The sequence below is a fragment of the Halapricum desulfuricans genome, assembly GCF_017094525.1.
Lineage (GTDB): Archaea > Halobacteriota > Halobacteria > Halobacteriales > Haloarculaceae > Halapricum > Halapricum desulfuricans.
This window is the reverse complement of the sequence record NZ_CP064788.1, coordinates 1,786,864-1,805,776: the sequence shown is the minus strand read 5'-3', so window position 1 is coordinate 1,805,776 and position 18,913 is coordinate 1,786,864. Positions and strand designations below refer to the sequence as shown.

The following is an 18,913-nucleotide window of genomic DNA, read 5'->3' as shown; positions in this document are numbered from 1 at the left end:
GTGGCCCGAACGTGTAGCCGGCAGTATGAAATACGCGCGCCGTCAGAACCGGATATGGACTGTCCCGAGTGTGGCTCGGCGGTCGTAGCGTTCGAAGTGCCCAAGCAGTTCCGGGAGCTGTTGCCCGGCGACGAAGCCGGTGTCGGTGTCTGTACGCACTGTCTCACGTTACGGCCCGTTGCCGATCCACCGACGGGCCAGCCCGACTGCCAGCGAATCAGCGACGCGTTCCCGACAAATCCCGACGCGGCCGTTCCGATGGCGCTGGCGGTCGGACTGCTCGATCGGTTCGCGCTGTATCGCTCGGAGATCGCGACGCTGTTCGACGCAGTCGAGCGTGCTGGAACCGATCCGATGCTCGTCGTCGACCGGCTCGCCGCTGATCCGACTGTCGACAGTCACGTCGACCTCGACGGTCGCAGGCGACAGCTCGAACAATTGCTGTGACGACACTGCCACGTGTGCCGGTTCTCACGTGGAAAATATTATAACAACGTGTGTTGTCAATTCCAGTCATGTTGGAGCAGCCACGCCAACTGGTCGCGCGTGTCGGCCGGATTGGGGTGGGGGTCTACAGACGCGTCGTGCCCGGAGTAGTTCGGGAGAATTACGCGGCGAAATTCGGTATGGTGATCCTGTTCATCGGTTTGCTCGTCGCGATTGTGGGGATCGGGGCGACGACCGTCATGGCCGATCAGGTCGAACAGAGCGTCGACCGGGACTTCGAGTCGACTGCGACGGCGAACGCACAGTCGCTCGACAACTGGCTTGCGAGCAGCGCCGTCGAGATGCGGACTCTCGAACGGAATCTGCCGGAAGCCAGCGCCAGCGACGAAGCGATCAACGATCACCTCAAAACGTACCGGACCGACGTGTCCGAGCGGTCCGCGCTGACGCTGGTACACGTGGTCGATCCCGAGACGAACACGATCGAACACTCCTCCCGGTCCGTGAAAGTCGGGGAGACCGTCGACGACGGCGACGTCGGCTGGGCGCGCGAACCCGATTTCGAGATCGGTGATGTCGACGTGTCCGAACTGTACGTCGCCGAAGGCGAGTATCACGCCGTCGCGTTCACGACCGAACTCGGAGACGGCCGACTGCTCGTCGCCGTCTACGACGTCGAATCTGTCGGCAACCGGATCCTCTCGGGCGGGTCCGACGCCGAGATAGACGATTCGTACACGATGGTCGTCGACAGCGACGACACGATCGTGATGTACGACACGCCGCAGGCAGCGGCCGTCGGCACGCAGTATCCGGGTGACAGCCCCGTTCTGAGCCGTGTTCGGGAACTCCCAGCACGAACCGTGAGCGACTCGATGACGGTCGGTCCGGAACACGCTCCGGAGAGTGGCTTCGCTCCGGAGACAGATCACCTGGTCGGGTTCGCTCCCTCGGGCGAGCGCAACGCACCGGATTTCGGCAGCGACTGGGTCGTGGTCGTCCACGCGCCGACTGACCAGGCTTACGGGCTCGTCTCGGACGTCCAGCGAGGCGTGTACCTGTTTACCGGGCTGGCGCTTCTCGGGCTACTCGTCGTCGGCGGGGTGTTCGGCCGGAACACGGTGGCCGCGATCGATCGCCTCTCGGCGAAGGCGAGCGCGGTCGAGCAGGGCGAATTCGACGTCGATATCGACTCCGGTCGGGGCGACGAGATCGGACAGCTGTTTGACTCGATCGCCACGATGCGCGACTCGCTGGTCGGCAAGATAGAGGACGCGGAGCGGGCCAAATCCGACGCCCAATCGGCCCGCGAACAGGCAGAGACCGCACGGGCCGAGGCCGAACAGGCACAACAGCAGGCCGAACAGCTGGCCCGACAGCTCCAGCAACAGGCACAGGACTACGAGACAGTCATGCAAGCGTGTGCCGACGGCGACCTCAGTCAGCGAATGTCGACCGACGCGGATAACGAGGCGATGCGCTCAATCGCCGAGTCGTTCAACACGATGCTCGAACAGTGGGAGTCAACGATCGTCGAGATCCAGTCGTTCGCCGACGCTGTCGACACGCGCAGCCGAGAGGCCAGTCAGGACATCCGGAATATTCGTGATGCGAGCGACGACATCGCGGAGACGACCCAGCAGATCCAGCAGGACGCCGACGAACAGCAGCGCCACGTCGCGGACGTCGCCGACGAGACGACACAGCTGTCGGCGACGATCGAGGAGGTCGCTGCGACGGCCGACCAGGTGGCGGAAAACGCCAGCCGGACCACGAGCGCGAGCGAACAGGGACAGCAGGCCGCCAGCGAGGCCCTCGACGAACTCGCTGAGATCCAACAGCAGAGTCAGGTCGCCGTCGACGCGATCGAGGAACTGAACGACGGCATGGAACAGATCGGCGAGATCGTCGAGTTCATCACCGACATCGCAGAGCAGACGAACATGCTCGCGCTCAACGCCAACATCGAGGCGGCGCGTGCGGGCGCCGGCGAGAGTGGTGACGGGTTCGCCGTGGTCGCGGACGAAGTGAAGAGTCTGGCCGAGGAGACGCAGAACGCTGTCGGGGAGATCAGCGACGTGATCGAGGATGTCCAGCGACGGAGTGACGGGACGGTCGAGGAGATACACGAAATGCGCGAGCGCATCGCGGACGGGAGCGAAACCGTCGAACAGGCCTTGCGGGCGTTCGACGACATCGCCGACCGCGCCGAGGACACGAACGCGGGTGTACAGGAGATCAAAAACGCGACCGACGACCAGTCACGGGCGACCCAGGAGGTCGCCGAGATGGTCGACCGCGTGGCAGACCTCACGGACGGAACCGCCGAGGACATCGAACACGTGGCAGCGTCGACACAGTCCCAGTCAGCCGCTATCGGAGACGCCGTCGAGCGCGTCGAGGACCTCTCCAGACAGGTCGGCAACCTCCGCGACGAACTCGATCGGTTCGACGTCGAGGAGACGGCAGCTCTCGAGGCACCTGATCAGCCGGCACTTACCAGTGACGGTGGCAGCGCTGAAACCGAAAGCAGCGAAGACGAGCACTGAGCCGCCGATACCAATTATATTGGGGTGAACGCATTTTCATCCAGGCAAAAATCCCATCGTGGGTGCTCGACCCACCCGTCGGTTCGCCGTGAGCGTCGTCGCACCGACGTTGCGACCGTCTCCCCTGATCTGACGCCCGTTCGCGGCGGACCGGTCCTCCGGGATCACACGCCGGTCGAATACCGCAGAATACCCGCGATGCCGCCGAAGGCCGTCAGCAGTTGCTCACCTTTTTCAAAGTCAGTCGAGACGAACACCGTCTCGGTGCCGCGCTGTTCGGCCAGTTCCATGAGGTGTTCGATGGCGTCCTCCCGCTCGGCTTCTTCGGTCGGAACGTCCTCGCCGCAGGTTGAGCAGGTGTGCGGGTCGGTGTCCGCCGTCGTATCGATCAGTTCGTAGTCGGTGTGGCCGTTCGAACACTCGTAGGTGAGCACGTCCTTGCGGAGATCCTCGCTGATGAGCAACTGCTCGACGGCACCCATGTTGAGGTTCTGTCGGGTCTGGTCGAAGCCGTAGGTGGCCTTCTCGCCGTCGTGTAACTCCTTGAAGAACGTCTCCATGACCTCCTTGTCCTGGAGGATCTCGTGCTCGGCCAGCACCTCCTCGGCGGCGTCGACCAGATCGTATAGCCCCGACTCGTCGGTGTAGGAGACGTCGAACTTCCCCAGCACCATGTCCTGGAGTTCGTGATGGAGGTAATCGCCGTCGAGGAACTCGTCTTTCGTCGGTGAGGGTCCGCCGACGAGCACGCCGTCTAGGTCGTGGCGCTCGGGGACGAACAGGTCGTTGGCCATCTCGGCGACCTCCTGATAGAAGTTGTCGATCGCCTCCAGTCGGAGGCGGGCGAACCGCTGGGCGGACTGGCCACCTTTGCGCTGTTTGCCCGGCACCAGCGACGAGGCGGACTTGACGGGCTCGACGCGTTTGCCCTTGAGCCAGCCGACGTTGGCCTCGCGGCGATCGAGGACGACCAGTCCGAACAGCCCCTTGTCGGCGAGCATGTCCTCGAGGGGCTCGGTGAGAAACTCCGCGTCGCAGTGATACCTGAACGACTCGATGGGGTCGGGCGGACTCTCCAGCACGCGGGTAATCATGTCGGTCTGGCCGCCGCCGGCGTCGACCGCGCCCGAAAAGAGGACGACCCCGTTCTCGGGGGGATAGGTATCGAAGTACCGCAGTCGATCCTTGATCGATTTCAGGGCGTCCTGCACGTTCGTGCGGGTCTCCTTGGACTTGATGTTGCTCGCTTCGCTGTGCTCCTGGGTGACGTGGGCAACGACGTCGCTGATCTGCTTGTCTTCGGGGACGTAGATAGTGACCAGCTGAGTACCCGACCCGCGGTAGTCCTGGAGTTCCTCGATGACCTTCTGGAACTCGTATTTCTGCCGGTCGGATTGCTCGGCTTCCTGTTCGCTCATTGGCTGCTACTAGTCCGATGAGGGGTAAGTATGCTTTGACCGCACGTCGGACCGAAAACGTTGTTTTCTACTGACACGGGACGGACGGCTTTATATGGGTGGCACCCGCTGTTCTCAAACAGGCCAAATGACGGGACACGTCTTTACCATTGCTGGCGGCAAGGGCGGTGTCGGGAAGACGACGACCGCCGTCAATGCCGGCGTCGCGATGGAAGACGCCGGTTACGACGTGGTTATCGTCGACGCCGACCTCGGGATGGCGAACCTCGCGGCCATGCTCGGGATCGACCACGATACCAGTCTGCACGAGGTGCTCGCCGAGCGCGCGGCGATCAGCGACACGCTCACCGAGGGGCCCGGCGGTGTCACGCTCGTCCCCGGCGAACAGAGTCTTGAAGCGTTCGCGGACGCCGACCCCGCGAAACTCCGGAAAGTTATCAAGACGCTGGCCAACGCCTACGACGTCGTCCTGATCGACACTGGCGCGGGACTGAGCCACGAGGCAACGGTCCCACTCGGGTTGGCGGACAGCGTCTTGCTGGTCACGACGCCCGACAGCGTCGCGATCGGCGACGCCGGCAAGACCGCACAGCTCGCACAGCGGGTCGACGGCGAAGTCATCGGCACGATCCTGACTCGCGCAGAAGTCCAGTCCGACATCGACGAGGTCGAGCGCGAGGTCGACTACCCGCTACTGGCAGTCATCCCGGAGGACACGGAGGCGACGACCGACGAACCGCTCGTGTTGAATTTCCCGGACAGCCCCGCCGCGAACGCCTACCGACGCCTCTCGACGGCGCTCGAACGCGTACTCAAAGGCGAGACCGTCGAGACTATTGTCGAAGAGGAAACGGAATGGTTTCCCTCGGCCACAGAGGAAGAGACGAGCGAAGACGACGACGGCGACAGGGGCGGCGTTCTCGGCCTGTTCGGCGGGTAGACGTCTCTCGCTTCCCGGTGTCCCGGTTTCCGTCCGATCGGTCCTGTCAGTGCCGGTCGTTCGATCACAGATTTGGAAGGTTTTTTCAATCACCTTCGAATAGCGTGAGATATGGACGAGGTGTTCGATATCTTCGAACTCGATCTCGGCGAACTGCTCGAGAGCGGGCTCCAGGCCGTACTTGCAGTCCTTCTGCTCGCGATCGGGATCGTACTCATGCTGGCCGCTATCGTCGTCGACGGGGTGTTTCTGTGGGGCCTCCTCCTGTTTGTCGGCGGGATCGTCGTGGGGGTCTTCTCCGTAATTAGTTTTTTCGATACCTTCCTCTGATACGGCTTTTGTACCGATCGACCGCACCTCCCCTCCGCCCACGGTGCTGACGCAAATCGGAGATGTACGAAAGCCTGCGGTTTTCGGAAGGGCGGGGAACTCGCGCTACGTCTCGTGTGAAGTACCCCGCGCACGGTGGCGCGGGGCTTCGCCGTTTGGCCTCTCCCAACAGGGAGCGTAACGGCGGCAGGCGAATTTAATTCCCTCCGCACTTCCCAGATGGGTCGTGTGGGAGCAGTAACACCCGAACACACCGCGAATCCCACCGCAACAGGGGTCGCCTGTTGCCGCCGTGGGTGGTGTGTCCGTGGAGGTCGGCGGCTTCACCACTGCCCGACACACTTGAAGCCCGGCGCAACCTTGCGGTGTTTTGCGAGGCGGATACCGTGGCTCCCGTACTGTAAATATGGTTCGACAGCAACTTGAAGATATGGATTGTGCAGCGGAGCGTACGCGCTTCACCCCCGCCCACGGTGGGGCGGGGAACTCGCGCTGCTTTCCGTTTAGACCTGTTCTTCGATGCGGATGAGTTCGTTCAGTTTGGCGGTGCGTTCGCCGGCGACGGTGCCGGTCTTGATGTAGGGGGCGGCCGCGCCCACGGCGAGGTGAGCGATGGTCGTGTCCTCGGTCTCACCGCTGCGGTGGGAGACCGCCGACACGATACCGTTGTCCGCGCCGAGTTCGATGGCGTCGACCGCATCGGAGAGGGTGCCGATCTGGTTGGGCTTGATGAGAATGGAGTTCGAGGAGCCCTTGTCGATACCCTCCTGGAGGCGCTCGACGTTAGTGACGTAGAGGTCGTCGCCACAGATGAGCGTCCGGTCGCCGACGCGGTCGGTCAGCTCGGCGAAGGCCTCGAAGTCGTTCTCGTCCAGGGGGTCCTCGACGTAGGCCATGTCGTACTCGTCGACCATCTCGGCGACGTAGTCGATCTGTTCGGCCGTCGAGCGGTTGTCCTCGCCCTCGTAGACGTACTCGCCGTCTTCGTACATCTCGGCGGCGGCCATGTCCAGGCCGAACGAGATCTCGAAGCCGAGTTCGTCGCCGACCTTGGTGGTGGCCTGATCGACGATCTCGAAGGCCTCGTCGTCGCCGATCGGCGGCGCCCACGCGCCCTCGTCGCCCTTGTTCGCGGGGACGCCCCTCTCCTCGAGGAGTTCGCCGATGCGAGCGTGGACCTGCGCGTTGGCGAAGACCGCCTCGGTGACGCTCGGTGCGCCCACCGGCGCCGAGAGGAACTCCTGGATGTTGGTGGCTTCCTCTGCGTGCTCGCCGCCGCCGACGACGTTCCCCAGCGGCGTCGGGAACTGATCGCCCCGGAAGGTCCCGCCCAGGTGCTGGAACAGCGGGAGTCCGAGTTCGTCGGCGCCGGCCTTGGCGGCGGCCATGCTGATCGCGACCGCGCTGTTCGCGCCGATACCCGAGAAGTCGTCGGTCCCGTCTACCTCGTGTAGCGTGTCGTCGACCGCGCGCTGGTCGATCGCGTCGACCTCGCCGACGAGGGCGGGGACGGCTTCGGCTTCGGCCTTCTCGATGGCTTCCTCCGCGGGCAGTTCGATCGCCTCGTGTTCGCCCGTGCTCGCACCGCTCGGGGCGGCACCGCGACCGAATCCACCGCTCTCGGTGGTGACTTCGGCTTCGACCGTGGCGTTACCTCGCGAGTCCAGTATCCGTCGGAGCGTGATGTCCGTGATGAGTGTCATCTGTGTTCGCCTCCGTTTGTCGCGTTGCCGTCGTCCGGCGGCCCGTCAGGGACCGACCGGTGCGCGTCGTCCGGCACCGGCGTCGCGTCCGGGAGCGCGGGCGTGAGCGTCCGCTTCTGTCCACGCCACACTCCGGCAGACCCGACGAGACGTTCCGGCACACCTACCGTGTTTACTCGCCTCCGAAGTAAGATTATCTATTCCGTTTTGACTGATTGGTCATTTTACATTACCCTCGGACATGAATTGCGGATTCGATTCGGTCTTCTCCGGGGATCAGCGAGCCCTCGGTGTCAGGTGAAACGCTCAAGCCCATGGCACCCGAACGTCGGGGCATGTCAGGCGGCGACGGGGTGGCGTTGACGGTCGCGGGCGCACGGAAGCGCGACGCGGGCCGTGGCATCGCGCGCCTTCCCGAACGGGTTCGCAGCCGGCTGGGCGTGTTGAGCGGCGACTCGATCGTCATCGAGGGGGACCAGCAGACGGTCGCGAAAGTCTGGCCCGGCAACGGTGACGACGACGCCCTGCGGATCGACGCCGATACCCGGGCGAACGCGGGCGTGACGATCGGCGACACCGTCCGGGTCCGTCCGGCGACGGTGTCCCGTGCCCGATCGATCACGGTGCGACCCACCGAGGACCTCGGGGAGTTCAGCAGTGAGTCGGTCGCCCCGCTGGTCAAAGACGGGGTGCTTGACCGGCCGCTACGGCAGGGCGAGCAGTTCCACGTCAAGGGGGTCGGCGGGTTCGAGGTGCTCGACACCGATCCCGGGGGTTCAGTCCGTGTCGAGGACGCGACGGGGGTCACGGTCGCCCCACGGGAGATTGAGGACGGACCGAGCGACGAAGCGACGGCTGACGAATCCACCGACGACACCGAAACCGCATCGACGACCTACGAGGACATCGGGGGGCTGGACGACGAACTGGAGAAGGTCCGGGAGATGATCGAACTCCCGCTGTCGAGACCCGATCTCTTTCAGCGACTCTCCATTTCCCCGCCCAGCGGCGTCCTGCTGTACGGACCACCGGGCACTGGCAAGACGCTGATCGCCCGCGCGGTCGCCAACGAGGTCGACGCCTACTTCGACGTCATCTCCGGCCCCGAGATCGTCTCGAAGTACAAGGGCGAGAGCGAGGAGCGGTTGCGCGAGGCCTTCGATCGGGCAACCGAGAACGCCCCCGCCATCCTGTTCATCGACGAGGTCGATTCGATCGCCGGCGCGCGCGACGACGACAGCGACATGGAGAACCGCGTGGTCGCCCAGCTGCTGACGCTGATGGACGGGCTGGAGGACCGCGGGCGCGTCGTGGTGATCGGCGCGACCAACCGCGTGGACGCGGTCGATCCCGCGCTTCGGCGCGGCGGCCGCTTCGACCGGGAGATCGAGATCGGCGTCCCTGGAGTCAAAGGCCGCCGAGAGATTCTGGACGTACATACACGCGGGATGCCGCTGGCCGACGACGTGGACCTCGACCGACTGGCAGAGCGGACCCACGGGTTCGTCGGTGCCGACATCGAGAGCCTGACGACCGAGGCCGCGATGCACGCGCTGCGACGCGATCAGGAACGGCCGACGGTCGGCCGCGAGGACTTCGAGTCGGCACTCGCGTCGGTCGACCCCTCCGCGATGCGGGAGTACGTCGCCGAATCACCGAGCGTCGACTTCGACGACGTCGGCGGACTGGACGGCGCCAAAGCGACGCTCGAACGGGCCGTCGAGTGGCCGCTGCTGTACGGGCCGCTGTTCGAGGCGACCGATACCGAACCGCCCAGCGGCGTCCTGTTGCACGGGCCGCCGGGGACCGGGAAGACGTTGCTCGCACGGGCGCTGGCCGGCGAGAGCGGCGTCAACTTCATCCACGTCAACGGCCCCGAACTGCTGGACCGGTACGTCGGCGAGTCCGAGGAGTCCGTTCGGGAAGTCTTCGATCGGGCTCGACAGACCGCACCGACGATCGTCTTCCTCGACGAGATCGACGCCATCGCGGGCCGGCGCGGCGACTCCAACGAGGTGACCGAGCGCGTCGTCTCGCAGTTGCTGACGGAACTGGACGGCGTCGCTGAGAACCCGAACCTCGTCGTCGTCGCCGCGACCAACCGAAAGGCCGCGATCGACGACGCGCTGTTGCGGCCCGGACGGCTCGAGGAGCACATCGAGGTCCCCCTGCCCGACGCGGACGCCCGGCGGAAGATACTCGATGTCCACACGCGAGACAAGCCCCTCGACGAGGACGTCGATCTCGAAGAGCTGGTGACCGGGACGGAGGGGTACTCCGGCGCGGAGATCGAGGCGCTGGTCCGCAAGGCCACGATCGCCGCCATCGACGACATCGTGCTCGCTCACGCGCCCGAGGAGGCCAACGAGTACGCTGACGAAATCTCGGTCACGGCCGCACATTTCGAGAACGCACTCGAAGAGTGACCGCCCCTGGGGAGTGATCGAGACCTCGATGTGTCCGGCGGAGGCGATCGAGGCCTCGTGTGTTACAGGTTCGTGCTCGGGCAGGCGAGACGCACACCGGCCACGGCTATTTAACCTGGCCTTGGGTGGTATATATACACATGGACCCCCGATCGACTTCCAGATGCCCAGCGACAAGGACGCGATCGCGAGCATGCAGGCGAGTTGACTACCACAGCAAACCTGCTCCCCGAGCGGGTCGCGAGCGACGGTACGAACCGACAGATCGTGAGACTGCGGCCGACGAGCGTGCAGCAAACGCACCGGAGATGGGAGAGCGGACGAGGTGGGAGATGGCCGTCCGGACGGCCGAGGCGGGCGGTGTGGCCGAGCAGCGAGGCGGGTCGCCGTCAGTGCCGGTATCGACGAGAAAAGCGTCGCACCGGCATCGATTCGGTACGGATTGGAGAGTTATAAAGATCCGTGTCTCGACCGGCGTGTCGGCGTCCGAATCGACGGGACCGAGACGGTGTCGAATCGAGACGGACTAGTGTCGGAGTCCGAGGTCGTCGAACAGGGCGTCTTCGATGTTGTCGAACTCCGTTTCGAGGTTGCGCTTGAAGAAGCGCTCGACGCCCGGGACGCGCCCCTCGACGGTGAAGCGATTGGTCAGGCGCGTTCCCGTTTCGGTCGGTTCGAGTTCGTGTTCGCCGACGACGCGCATCACTTTCGACCGACCGGTGAACTTGACGTATTTCGGAGGATCGCGCGTGACATCTTCGGTCTCGACGGCGATCGTCCGATCGATCAACGGGATCGGGAGCTTGATGTGCCAGGTCGCTTTCCGAGCCGTCTCGTCGTCGAGTTCGAAATCCGTGACCACGCTGATCGGCCGGGCCCGGTTTTCCGGCTCGACGATGTACTCCCAGACTCGCTCGGGCGGCACCGGCACGTCCACTTCCCGCTCGACCCGAATCGTCATATCCGCTATACGGACCGCGGAAGCAAAAAAGGACGCCTGTCCAGAAATGACAGACGAAAAACAGGTCGACTATCCGCGAGTGACCCGCCAGGTCGTCGACCGGGCGCGTCCCCATTTCTCGATGTCGACCTCGTCGGCCTTCTCGGCGAGTTTCGGCAGGCGGACGCCGACCTGCTTCGCCGAGAGCCCGATCCCTTCAGCGATCTGTTTCGCCCGGAGGTAGGCCTCGCCTCCCGCGGCACGTTCGCGGACGTACTCCAAGATCCGCTGTTCTTCCTCGCTGAACTCGCCCATGCACGCAAGTACGTCTTGCAGGATAAAAACCGTTTGCTACGCGCCGTAGACGTGTAGCGCGCCGATCGCGAGCGCGCCGGCGGCGACTGCGATCGCGAACCCCGTCGCCGCCAGCAACTGGGCGTCGACAGCCAGGTACATCACTGCGGCCCCGGCGACCGCGAGCGCCCCGAACAGCATCGCGAGACCGACGTCCATGTCCGAACTCGACGCGTGACTCATACCCCTCGATACTACCAGCTGCTACTTAATATTGATCCATGCGGTAGCCGTATGCTCGCTGTTCGGGAGATCGTCACACCGTCACTGGATACGACGAACGGGCACAGCATATAACCACCACCTCCGCGTACCGTCCTCGGTATGTCGGAACTGGACGTGACGGACGGGTTCGACGTCCACGAGTACCGCGAGGGGTTCAAACTCCGCAAGGAGACCCGGGAGACGATGCATCTGGAAAACCGGGCCGGCTACGACTGTCCCGTCTGTGGGTCCCCTTTCGAGAAACTGTTCGCCTCCGAGAAGCGCGAGCACACCTTCCAGTCTCCCCCCGGGCCGTTCTGTCTGGTCCGCACGGACGACCAATTACTGCTGTTCACGCACTCCTAATACTGCCGGCTGTAACACACTGAAGGAATTCGCCACCCCGGGTGGCGAATATCTTTACGAACTTACAGCCGGCAGTATAAGCCCGGCGAAAGCGTGGGACAAGACGAGAGAGCATCGGGATCACGAGGTTTTGTTTCTCGCTCACGTTCGGGTTCAGAACGGTGGTGCTGTATCTCGGTCTCGAGACGCTGCTCTCCTCGCTCGGTGTCGCTGCCGTCCTCGAGCCGGTGAGCAACTGGTTGCTCCGGGCGGTGTTCGTCGTCGTACTGATCGCCTCAATCACGAGCTGGGTCGAACTGTGGCCCGTGCTTGTGGCGGCGCTGGAGGAGACACGCCCCAAGAATCACGAGCACTCCGACCAGCCCGGGCGTCACGAACGTCAAGACCGGTCGGACGACCGTCTCGAGAAGATCGGGTGCGGAACCCGCCATCTCGAAGCCTTGCCTGAGGTCGTCGTACCGAATCGCGATCGAGGCGACGAGCGCGCCAGCGAGCAACAGCCGTCGCGGCCGCCCGCGTTCGAGCAGGTACAGCAGGGGGACCAGCGGGAAGTAGAGGATCACGACGTACAGCGGAAACGACGGGAAGAAGACGAGAATCGCGGCCATCGTCCCCATGATCGAGACGAGCCGGTCCTCACGGTCCTCGATCGTCCGGTAGAGATACGCTACCGGCGGCGCGAGCACGAGCGCCGCCAGAAGGCCGTACAGCGCCGGATCGACGGTCGGCAACAGCACCGAGATCGGCCGCCGAATCGTCAGATACGTTTCGCCGGGAGCGAGCCCGCCCGCGAAGGCGTCGGGCGAGAACCGCGGGACGATCGCGCGCTCGACGTACGCGGCCGTCAGCTCCGGCCCGAAGACGGCCAGCCCGGCCGCGAAGCCGGCGAGGGCGAACCCGACGGCACTACCGATCGCTCGCCAGGCCCGCCGCCGGAGCAGCCAGAGGCCGACGGCCGCCGGAAACACCTTCAGAAACGCTGCGAGCCCGAAGGCGACGCCGGCGAGCGTCTCCCGATCCGCGTCGAGCGCGACGAAGCCGACTACCAGTGCGGCCACGAGATGGTGGTTGACCTGCCCGAACAGCAGCGAGGACATCGAGTGGACCGAGCCGACGACGAACGCAGCGATCAGCCCGCGATCGAGCCACGGGAGGCGACCGCCGCCGACGCGCTCGATGTACCGGACGAGCAGCCACGCCGCGCCCAGCCCCACCAGCACCGTCTCGATCGTGTGGACGGCGAACCCGACCGTCTCACCACCCAGCAACGCCAGCGGAACGAACCCGAGAACAGTGATCGGCGGGTAGACGTAATGGAAGTACCCCGGAAGTCCCTCGGGGACGGCCGCGTAGAAGTTCCCGCCTTCAAGCGCGACGGTGCCCGCGAGGTGGTACACCCGGTAGTCGATGGCGATGTGCCGGGGGCTGGCCAGCAGGACGTACGCGAGATTGCCGAGTCCGAGCGCGACGCCCACCAGCAGGACGAGTCGGGTGCCGCGGTTTCGCTCCTCGAGGTCCAGCACGTCCGTCAGCCACGATTACCTCCGTAAAAAGCGGTCCGATCCGGGCCGCTCTCAGGGCAGCAGGACGCCGTCGACCGCGTGGACGACGCCGTTGGCGGCCTCGAGATCCGTCACGACGATCGTCGCCTGTCCGTCGTTTAGCACGCCGTCGTCCTGCGTGACGAACTCGCGGTTGAGCATCCGGAGCCGCGGCGCGCCGAGGACCGAGTCGGCGTACCGGCGGCCGCGGGTGAGGTGGTACAGCAGGATGTCTTCCGGAATCTCCCCGGCGTTGTCCTCGTCGAAGCCAGCCGTCCCGAAGGCGGCGTCGACCGGCGCGAACACCGTGTACTGGCCGCGCCGGGTATTGAGCGTCTCGAGCAGGTCCGGCTTCGCCACGAGCGCGGCGATCAACACGTCGGACTGCCCCTCTTGACCTCCTCCACACGGCTGAAGCCGTGGGATTCCTCCGTGGGTAATCCAGCCAGTTGATTACCCCGGCTGTGAACTTGCGGGTTTGCTGATGCACCTTCGGCCCTCGAACAAGAGTGTGGCGTGTTGAGTATCCGCTCGGTGTTGCCCTCCCGTGGCAGGAGTGGCACTCACGGGCGTCCAGCACCGTGAGCAGCGGGCCGGGCCATCGGCCCCACTCCCCGTTGCAGCCACAAGTGGGGAGTACTGTAGTGACATGCCAACCGCTGCTGGTTGGGCTGCGTAGGTGTGTGAGTGTAGGAGTTGAGACGCACTCGTGGCCGTCTTGAGCGTGAGCGCGTTCCCCGCAGCAGCATGTCGCATGTCTATTGTGTTTATAGCTTCTCCAATAAAATAACCGTTAGGATTACGGGTTGGCTAGATTGCATGGTTTGCGGCATATCATGTCGGCTTCATCCCACGGCGAAACCCGGTGGGCTTTCGCCTCGCTTCCGCTGTAACTCTGCCCGCCCTCGGCGTTAGCCGCGATGGCGAGCTCGACGATCGTCGGTTCCGCGCTCGCACCCTGTCGGCGTCGTTCGTTCGCGATACCGCGTCCCTTCGCTCGGGCGGGCCCTCGCGCACCGGCAGTACCGATCCCCCCGAGGGCGAACGCCGCCCCCGTCGCTCCGATCGCTTTCAACGCTGTTCGCCGTCCGATGTCTGGTGTCATACGTTCTCGCTCCTCGACTTCTGTTGCACTCAAGAGGACATATACTGGATGCGCAACCTGTTCAGTATGCTACCAGACAGCACGTAGCGCGTCGATAACTGGGGACGTCAGAACGTCAGTCCTATTGCCGTCCCCCGAGTCGATCGACGTATGGCGATCGGTGACGTCGAAACAGTTCCGGCCGACGAGAGCGTCCACTACGTCGACACCGGGATGTACGACTCCGCGGAGTACGGCTCGGTGTACCTGATCGACGACGACCGTCCCGCGCTGGTCGACTCCGGAATCGGGACGAACTACGAGCGGATCCTCCATCTGCTCGAGACCGTCGGGGTGGCTCCCGACGAGCTGTCGGTGATCGCGCTGACGCACGTGCACCTCGATCACGCCGGCGGTGCCGGATTTCTCGCCGAAGCGTGTCCGAACGCCGCGGTCTACGTCCACGAGATCGGCGCACCCCACCTCGTCGACCCCGGCCGACTCTGGGAGGGGACGAAAGGGGCCGTCGGCGAACAGATCGTCTTCTACACCGAACCGGAGCCGGTCCCCGAAGAGAGGATCGAGCCGATCACTGACGGCGCGGAGATCGATCTCGGAGACCATACGCTCAGAGCGCATCACGCGCCGGGACACGCTCCCCATCAGGTCGTCTTCGAGATGCCCGAGAGCGACGCTGTCTTCACCGGCGACGCCGCCGGCGTCTACACGCCGTCGGTCGATCGGATCCACGCCACCAGCCCGCCGCCGCAGTTCGATCTCGACGGCGCGCTCGAGGACGTCGAGATGCTTCAGGATCTCGACCCCGAGACGCTGCTGTACGCCCACTTCGGGCCGGCCCCGGCCGACGGTCGGCTCTCGGCATACGCCGAGCGGCTCCAGTCGTGGGTCGCCGAGGTTCGAGACGCCGACGGAGACGCCGACGACATCGAGGGGATCGTCGAACGGCTGTGGGATCCGGCCGACGCCCCCGAGGTCTGGGACGAGCGCAAGGCGCGTGGCGAGTTCGCGATGAACGTCCGCGGCGTGCTGGCGTCGCTCGACGAGTAGGCCCGCGTCTTCGGGCACGTACTTAAAAGGTGCAACTGATATTGCGTCGGGCGTATGGTCCACACGGACGAGCGTTCGAGTGATGACGACGCTATCACAGCATTGGTCGTATCGCGTCTCGAATCGCAATCGAATGTCGCCCGGCCGATGCTCGACGGACGGTGAGCGCCGATGAGCGAGCGCGTCGTGATCGTCGGCGGCAACGCCGGCGGTGCCAGCGCGGCGGCCCGACTCCGTCGTCTTGAGGAATCGCTCGACATCGTCGTCCTCGAAAAGGGCGAGAACGTCTCGATCGGGACCTGCGGGATGCCCTACTACGTGGGAGACGCGATCGAGGACATCGACGACCTGCTCGTCCAGACGCCCCAGTCGCTGGAGACGCGCTTCGCGCTCGACATCCGGACCGGGCACGAGGTGATCGACGTCGATCCCGAGGAGAAGACGGTCGCGGTCGCACACGACGGCGACACCGAGACGGTGGCCTACGATTCGCTGCTCCTGTCGCCCGGTGCCGAGCCGATCGTCCCGCCGATCGACGGGATCGACGAGGCCGGGAACGTCCACACGCTGCAGTCGCTGTCGGCGGCAGAGGCGATCCGCGACCGCGTCGAAGCCGAAGGGACCGAACGCGCCGTCGTCATCGGCGGCGGGTACATCGGGCTGGAGGCGACCGAGAGCCTGCAGGAGGCCGGTCTATCGGTCTCGCTGGTCGAGATGGAAGACCACGTGATGCAGGCGCTTGACTACGAGATGGCCGCCCAGATCAACAACCACCTCCGCGATCAGGGCGTCGACCTGTATCTCAACGCCCGCGCCGAGTCGATCGACGCCGGCGACTCGACGACGGTCGAACTCGCCGACGGGACGGCCATTCCGGCGGACGTGATCGTGCTCGCGACGGGTGTCACGCCCCGGACCGAACTCGCCGAGGCCGCCGGGCTGGAGATCGGCGATGCGGGCGGGATCGTCGTCGACGACCGGCTTCGGACGACCGAGGACGACGTCTACGCCATCGGCGACGCGATCGAGGTGACCGACTGCGTGACCGGCGAGCCGGCACACGTCCCGCTGGCCGGGCCGGCCAACAAGCAGGGCCGGATCGTGGCGAACGTCATCGCCGGCCGCGAGGATAGCCAGAACTGCGTGCTCTCGACGTCGATCGCGAAGGTCTTCGAGAAGACGGTCGCCGCGACCGGCCGCAACGAACGCGCGCTCGAGGCGGCCGGGATCGACTACGAGAAGTCGTTCACCTACTCGATGTCCCACGCCAGCTACTACCCCGGCGCCGAGCCGATGTGGATCAAGCTGATCTTCGGTCCCGAGGACGGCCGCCTCTACGGCGCGCAGATCGTCGGCGGTGAGGGCGTCGACAAGCGCATCGACGTGATCGCGACCGCCATCGAGTTTGAGAAGACGGTCTTCGACCTGCAGGAGCTCGATCTCGCATACGCGCCGCCGTACGGGTCCGGGAAAGACCCCGTCAACATGGCCGGGTTCGCCGCGGGCAACATCGTCTCCGGCGTCGTCGACGTGCTCCACTGGCACGATCTCGAGGATCTCGACCCGACAGAATACACGCTTTTGGACTGTCGACCGCTGGAGGAGCGCCACGACGACGGCGAGATCTACGGTACCCGGAAGCTCCCGCTGTCGAACATCAGAGACCGCCTCGATGAACTGCCCGAGGACACGACGATCGTTCCCCACTGCAAGGCCGGGCTCCGATCGTATATCACCACGCGAATCCTGACCCAGCACGGCTTCGACGCGAAGAACATCGCCGGGGGCTACGAGCTGTACCGCGCGGCCCAGCGCGACCGCGACGCCCGCGACCGCGGTGCCGAACTCGGGACGGTTTTCCGGTAGTCGATCGTCGGTCGATCACAGCTCCGAGTGACTGTCCTGGGACGGCTGCTCGGGCGTCTCCTCGACCGGCTCGTGGGCGAGTGCATACCCAGCACCAGTCTCGTACATGTCCGTGGCCTCGTAGAAGGTGATCGACCGCTCCTGTTTCGTGCGGACGGGGAAGCCGTAGCGTTCGGCCTCGTATTCGAGCGTCTCGCCCGCCTCGCGCTGTCGGGCGACGAACTCGCAGTGGGCACGGAGCCGACTGTCGATCACGTCACGGGAACGCTCGGGCAGACCTTCGATGCGCTCGTCGAACACCGATCGAAAGTCCTCGTTCAGCTCGTAGCCGATCGAGTTGCGCGCGGCGAGCATCGCCGCCAGCGAGGTGGTTCCCGTCCCCCAGAACGGATCGAGAACGGTGTCGCCGTAGACCGAGTACATGTTGATCAGCCGGTAGGGGAGCTCGACGGGGAACGCCCCGGAGCGCTCCCGGAGGCCGTCGCTGTGGGTCCCGTCACCGCCGAGCGTCTGGAGTGTCCCCTGAATATCCGTCCAGACATCGGAGAACCAGCGGTTGCGCTCCTCCCAGAAGTACGCCGCGTCGTAGCGTCGCTGGGCGCGGGGCTCGAACTCGCGGCTCTCCCCGCCGTTGCGAAAGACCAGCACGTACTCGTGTTCGAGCGTGACGTAGGCGTTGGGCGGGACCATCCCCGAGCCCATGAACTTGGTCCCGGAGTTCGTTGGCTTACGCCAGAGGATTTCGGGGAGCGGATCGAATCCCAGGTCCTCGAACGCGCCGCTGATCCGGTCGTGGTTCCGGAAGACGCGAAAGCGATCGCCGATGGAGCGGGTCGCGTCACCGACGTTGACACACGCGATGCCACCGTCGACCAACACCCGATCAACCTCCCGCCAGACCGCATCGAGCACGCCATGCATCCGCTCGAAAGCCGCCCGGCCGTCGCCCGCCTCGAGGTCGGCGGCGACCTCGGAATCGAGTTCGGCGAACAGGTCGTCCCACATCTCGATCATGGGATAGGGTGGCGAGGTGACGACGAGCTCGACAGAGTCGTCCTCGACGGCCGCGAGCGACCGCGCGTCGCCGGTCACGATCCGGTGCGTTGTCTCCATCACTCGAGTTCGTCGACGGCGAGTTCCGATCGCTCGACGGCGAGCCGGAACGTCGGGACGGTCTTGCGGACGCGTTCGAGCACGCCCTTCTCGACGAGGCTGTGCAGCGCCGACCGGACGTCCTCGACCTCGTAGTCGTCGTGGCCCGCGTCTTCGAGCGCGTGATAGACCGACACGACGCTCTGGGTCGCCTCGTCGGGGCCGGCGATCACCTCGAGAACCCTCGCCTGAATCGGGGGCACAGTGATGTGCTGGTCGTCGTCGGTCCCCTCGACGAGCCCCGCCTCCTCGACGATCCGGCGGCCTTCTGGCGTCGCACAGATCAGGCTGTCCTCGTTGCGGTAGTAGTAGTCTTTGAGCTCCGATTCGAGGTACTGGTGGACCTCGCTCCCGCTGTCCAGTTCCCACCGGTCCTGGAGTTCGCTGTTCTTCGTCGGCGCGAGCGCAACGACGTCCGCCAGGCGTCGCTTCGCCGTCTCCTCGAGCGTCATCGCCCGTGGCTACGCACGGCGGGGGACAATGGTGTTGTGGTTCGACGCGCGTCGCCGGTCGCGCCGGCGCGCG

The 18,913-nt window shown here is 65.2% G+C and carries 18 protein-coding genes; 8 read left to right on the top strand and 10 right to left on the bottom strand.

Annotated features, from left to right (window positions below):
* The first annotated feature begins 54 nt into the window (after positions 1 to 54).
* Positions 55 to 447, top strand: a complete 393-nt coding sequence (locus tag HSR122_RS09325) for a DUF6276 family protein (protein ID WP_229109435.1) — start codon at positions 55 to 57, stop codon at positions 445 to 447.
* Between the two features lie 179 nt (positions 448 to 626).
* The gene (locus HSR122_RS09320) at positions 627 to 2,996 is read left to right on the top strand and encodes a methyl-accepting chemotaxis protein (protein ID WP_229109434.1); all 2,370 of its coding nucleotides are present in this window, start codon (positions 627 to 629) and stop codon (positions 2,994 to 2,996) included.
* A gap of 164 nt (positions 2,997 to 3,160) precedes the next feature.
* On the opposite strand, the gene prf1 is transcribed toward HSR122_RS09320, so the two are convergent.
* The gene (gene prf1, locus HSR122_RS09315; RefSeq protein ID WP_229109433.1) at positions 3,161 to 4,414 is read right to left on the bottom strand and encodes a peptide chain release factor aRF-1; all 1,254 of its coding nucleotides are present in this window, start codon (positions 4,412 to 4,414) and stop codon (positions 3,161 to 3,163) included.
* Between the two features lie 127 nt (positions 4,415 to 4,541).
* On the opposite strand from prf1, the gene HSR122_RS09310 reads away from it, so the two are divergent.
* Complete coding sequence (locus tag HSR122_RS09310; protein WP_229109432.1) at positions 4,542 to 5,354, top strand: MinD/ParA family ATP-binding protein; 813 nt, start codon at positions 4,542 to 4,544, stop codon at positions 5,352 to 5,354.
* Positions 5,355 to 5,465: 111 nt separating this feature from the next.
* Positions 5,466 to 5,684, top strand: coding sequence for a hypothetical protein (locus HSR122_RS09305; protein ID WP_229109431.1), 219 nt, complete (start codon positions 5,466 to 5,468; stop codon positions 5,682 to 5,684).
* Between the two features lie 503 nt (positions 5,685 to 6,187).
* On the opposite strand, the gene eno is transcribed toward HSR122_RS09305, so the two are convergent.
* Positions 6,188 to 7,387, bottom strand: coding sequence for a phosphopyruvate hydratase (gene eno / locus HSR122_RS09300; protein WP_229109430.1), 1,200 nt, complete (start codon positions 7,385 to 7,387; stop codon positions 6,188 to 6,190).
* On the bottom strand, positions 7,384 to 7,548 hold the full coding sequence (locus HSR122_RS09295) for a hypothetical protein (protein ID WP_229109429.1): 165 nt from the start codon (positions 7,546 to 7,548) through the stop codon (positions 7,384 to 7,386). The genes eno and HSR122_RS09295 overlap by 4 nt, the downstream gene beginning before the upstream one ends.
* Positions 7,549 to 7,722: 174 nt before the next feature.
* Here HSR122_RS09295 and HSR122_RS09290 point away from each other — a divergent pair, with 174 nt between their 5' ends.
* The gene (locus tag HSR122_RS09290; RefSeq protein ID WP_229109428.1) at positions 7,723 to 9,813 is read left to right on the top strand and encodes a CDC48 family AAA ATPase; all 2,091 of its coding nucleotides are present in this window, start codon (positions 7,723 to 7,725) and stop codon (positions 9,811 to 9,813) included.
* Positions 9,814 to 10,339: 526 nt separating this feature from the next.
* Here the strand turns inward: HSR122_RS09290 and HSR122_RS09285 are convergent.
* From HSR122_RS09285 to HSR122_RS09275, 3 genes are all read right to left on the bottom strand, one after another.
* On the bottom strand, positions 10,340 to 10,774 hold the full coding sequence (locus tag HSR122_RS09285) for a CoxG family protein (protein ID WP_229109427.1): 435 nt from the start codon (positions 10,772 to 10,774) through the stop codon (positions 10,340 to 10,342).
* 69 nt (positions 10,775 to 10,843) lie between these two features.
* Positions 10,844 to 11,068 carry a DUF7123 family protein gene (locus tag HSR122_RS09280; RefSeq protein ID WP_229109426.1) on the bottom strand — a complete coding sequence of 75 codons (225 nt, stop codon included), beginning with the start codon at positions 11,066 to 11,068 and terminating at the stop codon, positions 10,844 to 10,846.
* A gap of 36 nt (positions 11,069 to 11,104) precedes the next feature.
* The gene (locus HSR122_RS09275; protein WP_229109425.1) at positions 11,105 to 11,290 is read right to left on the bottom strand and encodes a DUF7525 family protein; all 186 of its coding nucleotides are present in this window, start codon (positions 11,288 to 11,290) and stop codon (positions 11,105 to 11,107) included.
* 141 nt (positions 11,291 to 11,431) lie between these two features.
* On the opposite strand from HSR122_RS09275, the gene HSR122_RS09270 reads away from it, so the two are divergent.
* Positions 11,432 to 11,677 carry a DUF7385 family protein gene (locus tag HSR122_RS09270; RefSeq protein ID WP_229109424.1) on the top strand — a complete coding sequence of 82 codons (246 nt, stop codon included), beginning with the start codon at positions 11,432 to 11,434 and terminating at the stop codon, positions 11,675 to 11,677.
* A 275-nt stretch (positions 11,678 to 11,952) separates the two neighbouring features.
* Here HSR122_RS09270 and HSR122_RS09265 read toward each other — a convergent pair whose 3' ends face one another.
* Both HSR122_RS09265 and HSR122_RS09260 read right to left on the bottom strand, forming a co-directional pair.
* Entirely contained in the window at positions 11,953 to 13,200 is a 1,248-nt protein-coding gene (locus HSR122_RS09265) for a glycosyltransferase family 87 protein (RefSeq protein ID WP_229109423.1), read from the bottom strand.
* A 51-nt stretch (positions 13,201 to 13,251) separates the two neighbouring features.
* The gene (locus HSR122_RS09260; protein WP_229109422.1) at positions 13,252 to 13,596 is read right to left on the bottom strand and encodes a fasciclin domain-containing protein; all 345 of its coding nucleotides are present in this window, start codon (positions 13,594 to 13,596) and stop codon (positions 13,252 to 13,254) included.
* 877 nt (positions 13,597 to 14,473) lie between these two features.
* Between HSR122_RS09260 and HSR122_RS09255 the strand changes: the two genes are divergently transcribed.
* Together HSR122_RS09255 and HSR122_RS09250 are read left to right on the top strand one after the other, a co-directional pair.
* Positions 14,474 to 15,370, top strand: a complete 897-nt coding sequence (locus HSR122_RS09255; RefSeq protein ID WP_229109421.1) for an MBL fold metallo-hydrolase — start codon at positions 14,474 to 14,476, stop codon at positions 15,368 to 15,370.
* Between the two features lie 171 nt (positions 15,371 to 15,541).
* Entirely contained in the window at positions 15,542 to 17,236 is a 1,695-nt protein-coding gene (locus HSR122_RS09250; RefSeq protein ID WP_229109420.1) for an FAD-dependent oxidoreductase, read from the top strand.
* A gap of 15 nt (positions 17,237 to 17,251) precedes the next feature.
* Here the strand turns inward: HSR122_RS09250 and HSR122_RS09245 are convergent, their stop codons facing one another.
* Together HSR122_RS09245 and HSR122_RS09240 are read right to left on the bottom strand one after the other, a co-directional pair.
* On the bottom strand, positions 17,252 to 18,349 hold the full coding sequence (locus HSR122_RS09245; protein WP_229109419.1) for a DNA-methyltransferase: 1,098 nt from the start codon (positions 18,347 to 18,349) through the stop codon (positions 17,252 to 17,254).
* On the bottom strand, positions 18,349 to 18,840 hold the full coding sequence (locus HSR122_RS09240; protein WP_229109418.1) for a DUF5797 family protein: 492 nt from the start codon (positions 18,838 to 18,840) through the stop codon (positions 18,349 to 18,351). Before HSR122_RS09240 ends, HSR122_RS09245 begins: the two co-directional genes overlap by 1 nt.
* Between the last annotated feature and the right edge of the window lie 73 nt (positions 18,841 to 18,913).